The organism is Flavobacterium sp. TR2, assembly GCF_025252405.1.
GTDB lineage: Bacteria > Bacteroidota > Bacteroidia > Flavobacteriales > Flavobacteriaceae > Flavobacterium.
Map to the genome: position 1 here is coordinate 2,750,920 of NZ_CP104307.1, position 13,555 is coordinate 2,764,474.

Here is a 13,555-nt window from a genome sequence, read left to right on the forward strand (position 1 = left end):
ACCCAAACCAGCCAAAATTGAAAATAGTAAATAAGTTCTATCCGCACGCCCTTGTTATCTTGGGCTTTATTTTTGTTTCGTTAATTTATTTTTATCCAGTTCTTCAAGGAAAGCAAATTTTCCAGTCAGATATTGCGCAATACACCGGAATGGCAAAAGAGCAAAATGACTTTAGAGCGATGGAAAATGCTGAGCCTTATTGGACAAACTCTGCTTTTGGAGGTATGCCAACGTATCAGCTTGGAGCAAATTATCCGAACGATTTTATTGGCAAGGTTGATGATGTGCTACGTTTTCTTCCTCGCCCTGCAGATTACTTATTCTTATATTTTCTTGGTTTTTACGGTTTATTATTGGTTTTAAAAACTGATCCTTTGAAAGCCTTTATCGGTTCAATTGCGTTTGGCTTTTCAACTTACATGATCATTATTTTAGGAGTTGGACACAATGCAAAAGCGCACGCCATTGCATATATGCCTTTGGTAATTGCTGGATTTATACTCGTCTTTCAGAAAAAATACATAAAAGGAGGGTTGCTGACCATGTTTGCGGTGGCATTAGAAATTAGTGCCAACCACTTTCAAATGACCTATTATTTATTGATTTTCTTATTAATCCTTTCTGGTTATTATGCTTATAATTTTATAAAAGAGAAAGATTTTAAAGGACTTTTAATTTCTTGCGGAGTTTTGCTTGTTGCTGGTATTTTTGCCTTGGGTGCTAATGCTGGTAATTTGATGGCCACAAATGAATATGCCAAATACAGTATTAGAGATAAAAGCGAGCTGACTTTTAATCCAGATGGATCTAAAAATCAAACTACTGCTTCTATGACTACAGATTATATCACGGAGTATAGTTATGGTATAGCAGAGAGTTTAAATTTAATTGCTCCTAGAATTTTTGGAGGGTCAAGCCATGAAAATGTAGGTACAGACAGTAGTATGTATGCATTTATGCTTGAGCAGGGAGTTCCTGCATCTCAAGCTCAGGATTTTGTTTCGGGTATGCCTACGTATTGGGGAGACCAGCCAATTGTTTCGGCACCGGCTTATATTGGAGCTGTAGTTTTCTTTTTGGCAGTTTTAGCTTTATTTATAGACGAAAGAAAAATCAAATATGTTTTTCTTGCAGGAGCACTTTTCACTTTAGTGCTTTCTTGGGGAAAAAACTTCTCTTTATTGACTGACTTTTTTATTGAATATGTTCCGCTTTACGATAAATTTAGAGCAGTATCTTCAATTCAGGTTATTTTAGAATTATGTTTCCCTGTTCTAGCTGTTATGGGATTGCAATCATTCTTTAAAGCTAAAGATGAGCCAAAACTGCAGCAGAAAGCACTTGTGCAGACAGGAGTTTTCGGTTTAGGAGTGCTTGTTATTTTACTGATTGCAAAAAGCTTCTTCCATTTTACAGGAACAAGTGATCAATATTTTTTAGAGAGCTACGGACCAGGATTCGTTGATGCTTTAAAAGAGGACAGAATGACGATGTATTACGCAGATATATTGCGATCTGGATTTTTAATCGTAATTACTTTTGTTGTACTGTGGATGTTTATCAAAAGCAAATTCTCTCAGACCACAACTTTAATTGTGATTGGAATTGTAATGATCTTTGATTTATTTTTTGTGGACAAAAAATACGTTTCTGCCAAAGATTTTGTAAGCCCAGTTCAGATTGCGGCACCTTTCCAAGAGACACAAGCAGATGCTCAGATTTTAAAAGACACTTCTATTTACCGTGTGTTTGATCTTCAGGGGCAACTGCAAGGAAGATCTTCTTATTTCCATAAAACAATTGGAGGATATAGCGCGGTAAGACCAAGAAGAATGCAGCAATTGTACGATTATCAAATTGCTAAAAATAATCTTGAAGTGCTTAATATGTTGAATGTTAAGTATGTTATTCAAGTGGATAAAGACGGAAACCCAATTCCTGCAGTAAATCCAGATGCTAACGGAAATGCTTGGTTTGTGGAGACAGTAAAATTGGTAAACAAACCAGATGATGTAATGAAAGCTCTGAACACTTTGGATACTAAAAAAGTAGCGGTTTTCAATGTTCATGAGCACGAAAGCAAATTCCAAAACGCAAGATTAAAGAAAGCCTTTGATACAAATGGCACGATTAAAGTTGTTACGTACAAGCCAAATTACATCAAATACAAATCAGAAAATAAAGGAGATGGTTTAGCTGTTTTCTCTGAAATGTATTATAAAAATGGTTGGAATGCTTATATTGACGGTAAGCTGACAGATCATTTCCCTGTAGATTATGTTTTAAGAGCAATGGAAGTTCCAGCAGGAAAACATACTATTGAATTTAAATTTGAGCCTCAGATTATTAAAACAGGAGGAACAATTACTTTAATAAGTTCAATTGGAATGCTATTGCTTTTGGTTGGAGGAGTTTATTTTGAAAGTAAAAATTCTAATAAGAAAAAAGAAGCCTAGTACTTCAAAATTCTAAATTTGCACTTTAAAAAAAATTAAACTCATTTTCCTTGGAACAAAAAAAACTTTTAATAATTACCTATTATTTCCCGCCCGCTGGTGGGCCAGGGGTACAGCGTTGGCTAAAATTCGTGAAATATCTTCCTGAATTTGACATTCAGCCAATAGTTTACGTTCCAGAAAACCCGACTTATCCAATTGTTGATGAAGGTTTGGTGAGTGAAATATCAGACAAAGCAATTGTTTTAAAGAATAAAATTTGGGAGCCTTATCAATTGGCTTCTATTTTTTCGAAAAATAAAACCAAGAAAATCAGTTCTGGAATTTTTCCGCAAAAGAAAAAGCAGACTTTTTTGGACAAGACTTTTCTTTGGGTTCGAGGGAATCTTTTTATTCCAGACGCGCGTGTTTTTTGGGTAAAACCATCTGTTTCCTATTTAGAAAAATACATTCAAGAAAATAATATTGATACAATTGTAACTTCTGGGCCGCCGCACAGCCTGCATTTAATCGGCTTAGAATTGCAAGAGAAATTAAAAGTGAAATGGTTTGCCGATTTTCGTGATCCTTGGACAACAATTGGATATCATAAAGCGCTTCGTTTGTCTTCTTATGCTGAAAAGAAGCACAAAAATTTAGAACATAAAGTGCTTAATGCTGCCGACGAAATTATTGTAACAAGCAAAACCACAAAAGCAGAGTTTGAAGCGATCACCAATAAGCCAATTACTGTAATTACAAACGGTTATGATGTTGAAACAGTAGAAAAACAAACTTTAGATGCTAAATTTACTTTGGCGCATATAGGTTCTTTTTTATCTGACAGAAACCCGCCATTTTTATGGGAAGTTTTGGTTGAATTACTGCAAGAAATTCCAGAATTTAAATCTCATTTAGAGATAAAATTAATTGGAGCCGTAAGTCAAGAAGTTTTAGATGCCATTCAAGAACATCACTTAAATGATTATTTAAATTTAGTTGGCTATGTTTCTCACAAAGAAGCTGTGGCGCACCAGAGAAAATCTCAAGTTTTACTTTTAATAGAGATTAATTCTGAAGATACGAAAAGCATTATTCCTGGAAAATTATTCGAATATATGGTCTCAAACCGACCAATTATTGCAATTGGACCTCAAGGATCTGATTTTGCCGATATCGTTACACAGACCAATACTGGAGTATTTTTTGATTATTCTGAAAAAGCGAAATTAAAAAGCGTAATTTTGGACTTTTTTAATCAGTTTTTGGAAGGGAAACTGCAATCGCATGGAATTGGTTTGCAGCAATATTCGAGAAAAAACCTAACCAAACAGTTGGCACAGCTGATTAAAGGATAATCATTAAAAATCACATACAATCTAAACTCAAGAAATGGGTATTGTCTTAAATCAGTCTTTTAAAAACACTATAATTACATACATTGGTTTTGGTATCGGAGCCATTAATACACTTTATTTATATCCGATTTTTCTAGGGGCAACTTTTTATGGATTAACCAATTATATAACATCTAGCGCGAATGTTATTATGCCTTTATTTGCTATCGGAATGCAAAACACTTTAGTCAAATTCTATTCGCAATACAAAACTGAAGAAGAAAAATCTCAATTTTTATCTTTTACGGTTTTATTCCCTATTTTATTAATCATTCCTTTGCTGTTAATAGGGCTTTGTTTCTATGACGAAATTTTGTTCTTCCTATCAAAAAAGAATGCAATTGTCAAAGATTATGTTTGGCTAATTCCTTTTATAGGGCTGACAATGGCTTACTTTGAAATTTTTTATGCTTGGGCGCGTGTCCATATGCATTCAGTTTTTGGTAATTTTATTAAAGAAATTGGCTTGCGATTGTTTTCTTTATTTTTATTGATAGCGGTTTATTATGATGTGCTAACTGTCGAAGGATTTGTATATGCAACTGCGATATTGTATTTAATCGCATTTTTGGTTACGATGTTTTATGCATTTAGCGTTCAAAAGCCGCATTTTCAATTTACAAGACCCAAAAACACCAAAGAGATATTGGTTTACACTTTTTATATTATTTTGTCAGGAAGTGTAGCAAATTTACTTTTAGATGGAGATAAAATGATATTGAATCAATACATGATTATTGATAATATAGCATTTTATTCTGTGGCAACTTATATTGCTTTGGTAATTTCTGTTCCAAGCCGTGCCATGCATCAGATTGTTTATCCAATAACGGCAAAATTAATGCATGAAAACAAGCATGATGAACTGAATCTGCTTTATAAAAAAACGTCAATTAACCTTCAGGTTGTCGGAGGATTTGTAATGCTTTGCATTTTTGTTAATATCAATCAATTGTATGAAATGGTGCCAAAAGAATACAGCGGCGGAATTGCTGTTGTGTTTATGATTGGACTTTCAAAATATTTTGATTTAATCTTAGGGAATAATAACGCTATTATCTTCAATACAAAATATTACAGAATGGTATTGTATTTAGGATTAATGCTAGTGGTTTTGACTGTAGTCTTAAACATGATTTTTATTCCTATTTATGGAATATTTGGTTCTGCTTTTGCAACACTTTTATCCATTACCTTGTATAGTTTGGCGAAGCTGCTTTTTGTGGTTAAAAAACTTCATCTTTATCCGTTTACTAAGCAGACTATTCATTCAATGCTTTTGACATTCGCATTGTTTCTGCTGTTTTACTTCTGGGAATTCCCATTTTTTCAATTGATTAGTATTGCTTTAAAATCGATATTGGTCACTATTTTATATCTGTATTTGAATTATAAATTCAAGATTTCATCAGATATTAATAATGTTATCGATTCTATTTTGAAAAAGATCGGAATCAGAATTTAATTAGGAGCTGTAGGAAAAAAAGCAAATAATGTAAAATTGTAGCTTTTTTGTCTTTATATTTGTTAGAAAGGATAGCTAATTTATTTCTAATAGAATATGAGAGTAAAAGTACTTAGGTTATTAGTTTTATTTTTTGTTTTATTTTCTTTTTCGGTTTTTGCTCAGACTGACCATAAAGATGCTGATAAAGAATCTGCTGCAGCAAAGCCAAAAGGTTATCCTGTAAAACCTTTCAAAGACACTCTTTTTTATGTTTATCATAATGTAGGTTCCTTTTCTGCAAAAGAACGGGCAGAATACATTAGCAGTAAAATAAAAAGGCTTTACAATGAATCTTTTTTTGAAAAGGATTCTATTAAGATTGTTCCTTCAGATGTTTCGATGGATATTGTCTATCAAAACGATTTTGTCATAATGTCTGTTTTGGATGCCGATGCAGAAGCCGAGAATAGCACTGTGAAAAACATTGCTATCCGAAATCTGGCTAAAATTAAAAGTGCAATATTATATCAGAACGAAAATTATTCGCAATTGCCTAAGCGAATAGGTTATACAATTCTATTAATCCTTATAATTGGTTTTGTCTTATTTTTAGTTGGTAAGGTTTTTAATCTGATCAAAAAATATATCATCAAAAATAAAGCAAGATATTTTAAAGGATTTAATTACAATACAATTAAAATATTATCTCCAGAAAAACAGCTGATTTTGTTCCTTCGTTTTTTTGGATTCGTAAAAATAGTAGCTCTAATTTTAATAGTTTACCTGTCGCTCCCTATTTTATTTAGCATCTTTCCGGCTACCAAAGATTATACTACCATGCTGCTTAGATGGATTTTGACTCCAGCTAAATCTGCAGTAATGGGGTTTGTGGGATTTCTTCCAAGTCTGTTTACGATTATCGTAATTATCGTCATTTTTAAATATTCGCTTAAAGTGATTAAATTTTTCTTTGATGAAATAAAATCAGAAAATATTAAAATTGATGGATTCTACAGCGATTGGGCTTTGCCGACATTCAACGTAATACGACTTCTGATGTATGCCTTTATGTTAGTCGTTATTTTTCCGTACCTGCCCGGTTCAGATTCTCCTATTTTTAAAGGAGTTTCAGTGTTTGTTGGGGTTTTGTTTTCGTTGGGATCTTCCAATGCTATTGCCAATATGGTGGCAGGTTTGGTTATTACCTATATGCGTCCGTTTAAAGTTGGCGATTATATAAAAATCGGAGATGTTAGTGGCGAAGTGATAGAAAAAACAGGTTTGGTGACCAGAATTAGAACGCCAAAATTTGAAGATATTACAATTCCGAATTCGACTGTTTTGTCAAGCACATCTACTAATTATTCAGCAAATACTAAAAATTCGACAAACGGATTATTAATTCATACCACAGTGACAATTGGATATGATGTTCCTTGGAAAGATATTCACGCCGCTTTGATCGACGCCGCTTCAAAAACAGAAATGACTGAAAAAGAGCCTAAACCTTTTGTGCTTCAAACAAGTTTAGATGATTTTTATGTTTCGTATCAGATTAACGTCTATACCAAAGAGCCAACTAAACAGCCTCGCATTTATTCTTCGCTTCACCAGAACATTCAGGATTCCTTTAATGCGGCTGGCATTGAGATTATGTCGCCACATTACAGCGCTTTGCGAGACGGAAACACCACTACAATTCCGCCTAATTATTTGAAAGAAGACTACGAATCACCTGTTTTTAATATTAAAAATAAAGGTTAAGTTATTGATAGCGAGTAATTAAATTTAAAACTTTAACACCTGAATACTTTGTAATTAATTGAATAAAAATTAACTTTAACATGAAAGTGCAACAGTACTTTTCTTAAAAAGCAGTTTTTTTTAAATAAAAGATTAAATATTAGGCATTCTTTTAGTTTTAGAATTAAGTGCTTTTGCAGGAAATTACAAATAAAAGTGTAACCAGAATTAATTGTAGATTAGTAATTATGAAGTACAATCATCTCAGCCATGAACAAAGCATGCAAGTATTTTCTAATATGATATCAAACAAAGTTCATAACGGATTTACTTTAGAAGAAAGAAATGATGAGCTGCTTTTTGCAGTCTTGTCTAAAGGAGGAAAAGTGGTTAATCACAGTTTAAATTTTATGATTTTTTGTTTAACTCTAGGTTTATGGTCATTTGCGTGGCTGTATCTTACTTTTGAAGCTTCAAAACAAAAAAAGATTTTAGTAGCTATTGATGAAGATGGACTTCCTTTTGAAGAAAGATGTCTAGTAGCATAGAGCTATAGGCTTTGCGCTTTTACGCTGTAGGCTTTAAGCTGTAAGCTGTAAGCTGTAAGCCTTAAGTAGCACAGTAACCTAATAAAAAAAACAGCCATAGGCTGTTTTTTTTATTTTGTGTTTATCGGATAAAGCCTAAAGCCTAAAGCCTAAAGCCTAAAGCTTACTGCTTAAAGCAATTCTTTAAAGCTTATCTTTTAAATAAATTCCTGTTACAGATTCTTTTACTTTTACAATATCTTCTGGAGTTCCAGACGCTAGTAAATAACCTCCATTTTCTCCTCCTTCAGGTCCTAAATCAAGTATCCAGTCTGCGCATTTGATTAAATCTAGATTATGTTCGATTACAATGATCGAATGTCCTTTTTCAATTAAAGCATCAAACGATGCTAAAAGCTTTTTAATATCATGAAAGTGAAGACCGGTAGTAGGTTCGTCAAAAACAAATAAAGCTTTGTCTTTTGTAGCGCCTTTCACCAAGAACGAAGCCAGTTTGATACGCTGAGCTTCTCCGCCTGAAAGGGTAGAAGAAGATTGCCCTAATTGAACATATCCTAAACCAACATCTTGTAATGGCTGCAATTTTTGAGTGATTTTAGACTGCTTGTTTTTTTCGAAAAAAGCAATCGCATCATCAATGGTCATAGTCAGAATATCATTGATATTTTGATTGTCAAAAGTAACCTCTAAAATCTCTTTTTTAAATCGTTTTCCTCCGCAGGTTTCGCAAGGCAATGAAACATCGGCCATAAAAACCATTTCGACATTTATCGAGCCTTCTCCTTTACAGGTTTCGCAACGCCCTCCGTCAACATTAAAAGAGAAATGTTTGGCTTGGTAGCCTCTTATTTTTGATAATTTTTCTTTGGCATACAAATCGCGAATGTCGTCATATGCTTTGATGTACGTAACAGGATTTGATCTAGAACTTCTTCCAATCGGATTCTGGTCTACGTATTCAATATGTTTAATCTGCGAAAAAGAGCCAGCTATTTCTGTAAATTGTCCTGCTTTTTCGGCAGCGCTTTCTAGTTTTTTCTGAACGGCAGGAAACAAAATTTTCTTGATTAAAGTACTTTTACCGCTTCCAGAAACGCCAGTAACAACGGTTAAAACGTCTAAAGGAAAAGTAACGTCAATATTTTTTAAGTTGTTTTCGCGCGCACCAATGATGTCAATGTGATTTTTATATTTTCTTCTTTGTTTGGGCACAGCAATTTCTAAATCGCCATTTAAATATTTTGCCGTTAAAGAATCTGATTTTAAAATTTCATCATAAGTTCCCTGAGCAACCAGTTTTCCTCCAAAAGTTCCAGCTTCCGGACCAATATCAATAATCATATCGGCGGCTTTCATGATATCTTCATCATGTTCAACCACAATTACGGTATTGCCAAGATCACGAAGAGAAAGCAGTACTTTGATCAGTCTTTCAGAATCTTTTGGGTGAAGTCCGATGCTTGGTTCGTCTAGAATGTACATCGATCCCACCAAGCTGCTTCCAAGAGAAGTGGCCAGGTTAATTCGCTGAGATTCTCCACCAGAAAGAGTGGCAGAATTTCTATTCAGAGTAAGATAATCTAATCCAACTTCTGATAAGAAAGACAAACGATTATTGATTTCTATCATCAATCGTTTGGCTATTTGCTGCTCGTATTGGTTTAATTCGATGTTTTTGAAGAAAGTTACCAAGTGTTTAATTGGTAAATCAACCAAATCAGAAACCGTTTTTCCGTTGATTTTTACATATGATGCTTCTTCGCGTAAGCGTTTGCCCTTACACGCGTGGCATTTGGTTTTGCCGCGGTAGCGTGACAGCATTACACGGTTTTGGATCTTATAATTTTTTTCCTCTAATTCTCTGAAGAAATCATTCAACCCTTGGAAATACTGATTTCCAGTCCAAATTAAATCTTTTTGTTCTTCTGTTAATTGAAAATAAGGTTTATGAATTGGAAAATCAAATTTGTAAGCGTGTTTTACCAATTCATCTTTATACCAGCTCATGCTTTCGCCGCGCCACGGATAAATGGCACTTTCAAAAATTGACAATGAAGTGTTTGGCACCACCAGATCGGTATCAATGCCTATTATATTTCCGTAGCCTTCGCATACTGGGCAAGCTCCGTATGGATTATTGAAACTGAATAAATGAACGTTTGGTTCTAAAAAAGTTATTCCGTCAAGCTCAAATTTATTGGAGTAAGAAAATCTCTTTTCTCCATTTAATTCTTGGAGAAAGCAGATTCCTTTTCCTTCAAAAAAAGCAGTCTGAACTGCATCGGCAAGACGATTGTAAAATTCTTCTTCTTCCTTTACAACAATACGGTCAATAATTAGAAGAATATCTTTATTGTCAAATTGATGTAGATCTGAAGCAGAAAACTCATCTAAACGAACCATTTCGTTGTCAACTAAAATACGTGCAAAACCTTGCTGCAGAAGTACTTTTAGTTTGTCTTCAAGCTGTCTGCCTTCTTCTAGGTGAATAGGAGCTAGAAGCAGCCATCTGCTGTCAAGAGGAAGGCTCTTAACGTCAGAAATAACATCTGTGACCGTATTTTTTTTGACTTCCTGCCCAGAAATGGGAGAATACGTGCGTCCAATTCTGGCAAACAGAAGTTTGATGTAATCGTATATTTCTGTAGAAGTTCCAACTGTCGAACGAGCATTGGTTGTATTTACTTTTTGCTCAATAGCAATTGCAGGAGCAATACCTTTAATGTATTCTACCTTTGGTTTGTCTAATCGGCCTAAAAACTGACGCGCATACGAAGATAAACTTTCTACGTAACGTCTTTGCCCCTCGGCATATAAAGTGTCAAAAGCTAAACTCGATTTTCCTGATCCTGAAAGACCTGTAATAACAACCAGTTTATTTCTTGGAATGACTACATCTACATTTTTTAAATTATGTACCTGCGCTCCTTTAATTATAATATTTGATTTTGGGTCTATTTTAGAAAGGTCAATTTGCATAAAAAAGTCAATTTTTACAAAAGTAATCAATTTTGAATTGGATTTAGTTACGGATTTAGTTCCAAATCTTAACTATTTTCATCCTAATTAAAATGCTTTTAGGTAGCTTTTTTCTATAGAAAAACTATTTTCAGAATGTGAAATGATGCATTTTAAAGTCTTTTTTAGAAAAATATCGAGGAATTATCGTTTTATTTCGAGAAAAATTGTAATTTAAATTTCGATTTCAAACAATAAATAAATTTTATCTTACTAATTATAAGGTGTTTATGTTTTGTTTTTAACACTTTTTGAGCGCTTTTGTTTTACGGATTTTTAGCTCTTTTTGCGTAAATTTTATGTTTATTATACATTAATAAAAGTTTTATTAACAATAATAAATGATTTTATTTGCTTTTTAAAATTAAAATTTGTTAAATTTGGTCACAATATTAACATAACTCAAAAACGATAGGCCTATATAAAAAAACTACTTTTTAGAAAATACTCCAAATTTTAAAATAAAACTAAAAAAAGTAGTTATTATGGCTGATCTGCATACTCCAGACGCTCTATTAGTAAAAAATTATGTTGACGGAAGCGAAGCTGCGCTGGCAACATTAATAAAAAGGCATGAATCTAAGATATATGGATTTATATATTCTAAGATTGCTGATAGAGATATTTCAAATGATATTTTTCAAGACACTTTCATTAAAGTTATTAGAACTTTAAAAAGCAATTCTTATAACGAAGAAGGTAAATTTCTGCCTTGGGTTATGCGTATTTCTCATAACTTAATTGTAGATCACTTTCGCAAAACCAAAAAAATGCCGATGTATAGAGAAACAGAAGAGTTTTCTATTTTTTCTATCATGTCAGACGACGCGCTGACAATTGAAGGCAAAATGATTGTAGATCAGGTAGAACTTGATTTAAAGAAGCTTATTGAAGAGCTTCCAGATGACCAAAAAGAAGTATTGGTAATGCGTATGTATCAGGATATGAGTTTTAAAGAAATCTCAGAAATTACAGGCGTAAGCATTAATACGGCGCTAGGAAGAATGCGTTATGCGCTAATGAATTTGCGAAAAATAATAGATAAACACCAAATTATTTTAACTAACTAATACTATTTTGATAATTGGCCCGTTATACTAGTATAAAAACATTGTGATAGTATGGGGAAAATTTACTCAAAAAAAGCTATAGCTTCTAAAAATCTTAAACCTAAAAAAGAAGTCGTTTCTTTTTTATTGAATTATTCAAAAGCCTTGACAGTAGTTAAGATTGACGATAAAAATTTTGAGATAATAGCTAACTAAACAGCCCACTGCTCCTGTCGGATGTTTATAAAAAACAAACCAAATGGTCGTTTTGGTTTAAGAGCTCACTGTTTGTATATTCATGTACAAGTAGTGAGTTTTTTTTATTTATTCTTTTTAGTAAAAAGTATAAGGTTTTTACATCATTTTTTCTCTTGTTTTGTTAAAATTTAATATTTTGATGAGATTTTATATGTTTATTTAGTTTTTAATTCTATTTTAGTTAAAAAACTAATTTTTTCGTCGTTAAAAATGCTTTTGTTAAGTGTTATTCGTATTATGAAATAGTTTGTGCCTAAGATTCTAAAAAATAAAGAACTAAGAATTAAATATTTAACCCAAAACAGATTGTTTATGAAGAAAAATTACCCTGCTTTATTTTGTTAAGTTAGATGCTTGATTTTTGAGAAAAATATTTGTACCAGCAGATGTTTGATCACAAAATAGCGATGAAGATAGTTTTGTAACCAGTTTAATTATCTTTTGCTATGCCTCAAAAGAATTAAGAAAATCATTTAATCACCAAAACTTAACCGCAAAATGAAAGAGAATATTAGAGTATTGTCATGCTTATTGATGATGAGTATTGGCGCATTTGCTCAAAAAGACAAAATTAAAGAAGCCCAGTCTTTGTTTGATAAAGGAAATAGCCAGGAAGCTTTGGCAATTTTAACCAAAACAGAATACCTTATTCTTAACGCATCTGATGAAGATAAGTCTGATTATTATTATTTGAAAGGCAATGTCTTAAAAGATTTGGCGGTAAAAAATATTGATGCTGCCAATAATTTTACCTTGGCATCACAATCGTACCAAGACGTATTTTTGTATGAGAATGAGTCAGGAAAATTTAAATGGACAGTTAAGGCCAATATGGCTTTAAAAGATATGAAAGCCAGTCTTGTAAATGGTGCAATGGCTGATTTTACTGCTGGAAAATTTAAAGAAAGCGCAGAAAAAAGTTATAAGGTTTACTTATTTGATAAGAAAGATACTTTAAACTTGTTCAATGCCGCGTCTTCGTCTATAAATGCAAAAGACTACAACTCAGCTGTGACTTATTACGAGCTTCTTAAAAAGATTAATTATTCTGGAAAAGGCGTTTTGTACTATGCTACAAATAAAAAAACAAAAGAAGAAGATGCTTTTGTTTCTCCAAAGGCTAGAGAATCGGCAATTCAGCAGGGATTTTACGAAAAGCCAAGAACAGAATCTGTACCTTCTAAAAAAATTGAGGTAAACAATAATCTTGCTTATGCGTATCTTGAAAGAAAAGATTATTCTAAAGCCGAATCGGTTTACAATTATGTTTTAGAATTGAATCCGAATTACGTAGACGCCTACATTAATTTGGCTTATTTAAAACTGCAAATGAAGAAAGATTTAGCCGAAGAAATATCTTCGTTAGGAACTACTCCAGCCGAAATGCAGAAATACGATAAGCTTAATGCAAGAAAGGATGACATTACAAGAAGTGCGATTCCGTATCTGAAAAAAGTGCTTACGCTTGAACCTAAAAATTCAGATGCGACAAAAACATTGTTAGGCGTTTACAGATCGCTTGATATGACAGCAGAATATAATGCTCTAAAAGCAGGAATGTAAAATGAAATAACGAGAAAATGTGATAATTAGATAATTGCCATGCACGACATTAAAACATTGTCTAATTTCTAGTTGGCAAATTGACTAATTAAAAAAA

General features: G+C 32.8%; 9 protein-coding genes. 8 read left to right on the forward strand and 1 reads right to left on the reverse strand.

Going from position 1 to position 13,555, the window contains the following annotated elements; translation table 11 throughout:
• Positions 1-17: 17 nt before the first annotated feature.
• The 5 genes from N4T20_RS12095 (at position 18) to N4T20_RS12115 (ending at position 7,570) form a co-directional block, all read left to right on the forward strand.
• On the forward strand, positions 18-2,456 hold the full coding sequence (locus tag N4T20_RS12095; RefSeq protein WP_260669408.1) for a YfhO family protein: 2,439 nt from the start codon (positions 18-20) through the stop codon (positions 2,454-2,456).
• A gap of 50 nt (positions 2,457-2,506) precedes the next feature.
• A complete protein-coding gene (locus N4T20_RS12100; protein WP_260669409.1) occupies positions 2,507-3,793 on the forward strand; it encodes a glycosyltransferase family 4 protein in 1,287 nt (428 codons plus the stop codon).
• Between the two features lie 34 nt (positions 3,794-3,827).
• A complete protein-coding gene (locus N4T20_RS12105; RefSeq protein ID WP_260669410.1) occupies positions 3,828-5,297 on the forward strand; it encodes a lipopolysaccharide biosynthesis protein in 1,470 nt (489 codons plus the stop codon).
• A 96-nt stretch (positions 5,298-5,393) separates the two neighbouring features.
• Positions 5,394-7,043, forward strand: a complete 1,650-nt coding sequence (locus N4T20_RS12110; RefSeq protein ID WP_260669411.1) for a mechanosensitive ion channel family protein — start codon at positions 5,394-5,396, stop codon at positions 7,041-7,043.
• A 278-nt stretch (positions 7,044-7,321) separates the two neighbouring features.
• Positions 7,322-7,570, forward strand: coding sequence for a hypothetical protein (locus N4T20_RS12115; protein WP_236940403.1), 249 nt, complete (start codon positions 7,322-7,324; stop codon positions 7,568-7,570).
• 183 nt (positions 7,571-7,753) lie between these two features.
• Here the strand turns inward: N4T20_RS12115 and uvrA are convergent, their stop codons facing one another.
• Positions 7,754-10,549: an excinuclease ABC subunit UvrA gene (uvrA, locus tag N4T20_RS12120; protein ID WP_260669412.1), complete on the reverse strand. Its 2,796-nt coding sequence runs from the start codon at positions 10,547-10,549 to the stop codon at positions 7,754-7,756.
• A 524-nt stretch (positions 10,550-11,073) separates the two neighbouring features.
• On the opposite strand from uvrA, the gene N4T20_RS12125 reads away from it, so the two are divergent.
• The 3 genes from N4T20_RS12125 to N4T20_RS12135 all read left to right on the forward strand — a co-directional run bounded on the left by N4T20_RS12125 (position 11,074) and on the right by N4T20_RS12135 (position 13,458).
• Complete coding sequence (locus N4T20_RS12125) at positions 11,074-11,658, forward strand: RNA polymerase sigma factor (protein WP_260669413.1); 585 nt, start codon at positions 11,074-11,076, stop codon at positions 11,656-11,658.
• A gap of 51 nt (positions 11,659-11,709) precedes the next feature.
• A complete protein-coding gene (locus N4T20_RS12130; RefSeq protein ID WP_204251791.1) occupies positions 11,710-11,853 on the forward strand; it encodes a hypothetical protein in 144 nt (47 codons plus the stop codon).
• 540 nt (positions 11,854-12,393) lie between these two features.
• On the forward strand, positions 12,394-13,458 hold the full coding sequence (locus N4T20_RS12135; protein WP_260669414.1) for a tetratricopeptide repeat protein: 1,065 nt from the start codon (positions 12,394-12,396) through the stop codon (positions 13,456-13,458).
• The last annotated feature ends 97 nt before the right edge of the window (positions 13,459-13,555 follow it).

Excerpts from the sequence above, each read along its gene's own strand:
- N4T20_RS12105 (WP_260669410.1), top strand. The coding sequence starts at position 3,828 with ATGGGTATTGTCTTAAATCAGTCTTTTAAAAACACTATAATTACATAC.
- N4T20_RS12115 (WP_236940403.1), top strand. The coding sequence starts at position 7,322 with ATGATATCAAACAAAGTTCATAACGGATTTACTTTAGAAGAAAGAAAT.
- N4T20_RS12110 (WP_260669411.1), top strand. The coding sequence starts at position 5,394 with ATGAGAGTAAAAGTACTTAGGTTATTAGTTTTATTTTTTGTTTTATTT.
- N4T20_RS12135 (WP_260669414.1), top strand. The coding sequence starts at position 12,394 with ATGAAAGAGAATATTAGAGTATTGTCATGCTTATTGATGATGAGTATT.
- uvrA (WP_260669412.1), bottom strand. The coding sequence starts at position 10,549 with ATGCAAATTGACCTTTCTAAAATAGACCCAAAATCAAATATTATAATT.
- N4T20_RS12125 (WP_260669413.1), top strand. The coding sequence starts at position 11,074 with ATGGCTGATCTGCATACTCCAGACGCTCTATTAGTAAAAAATTATGTT.
- N4T20_RS12130 (WP_204251791.1), top strand. The coding sequence starts at position 11,710 with ATGGGGAAAATTTACTCAAAAAAAGCTATAGCTTCTAAAAATCTTAAA.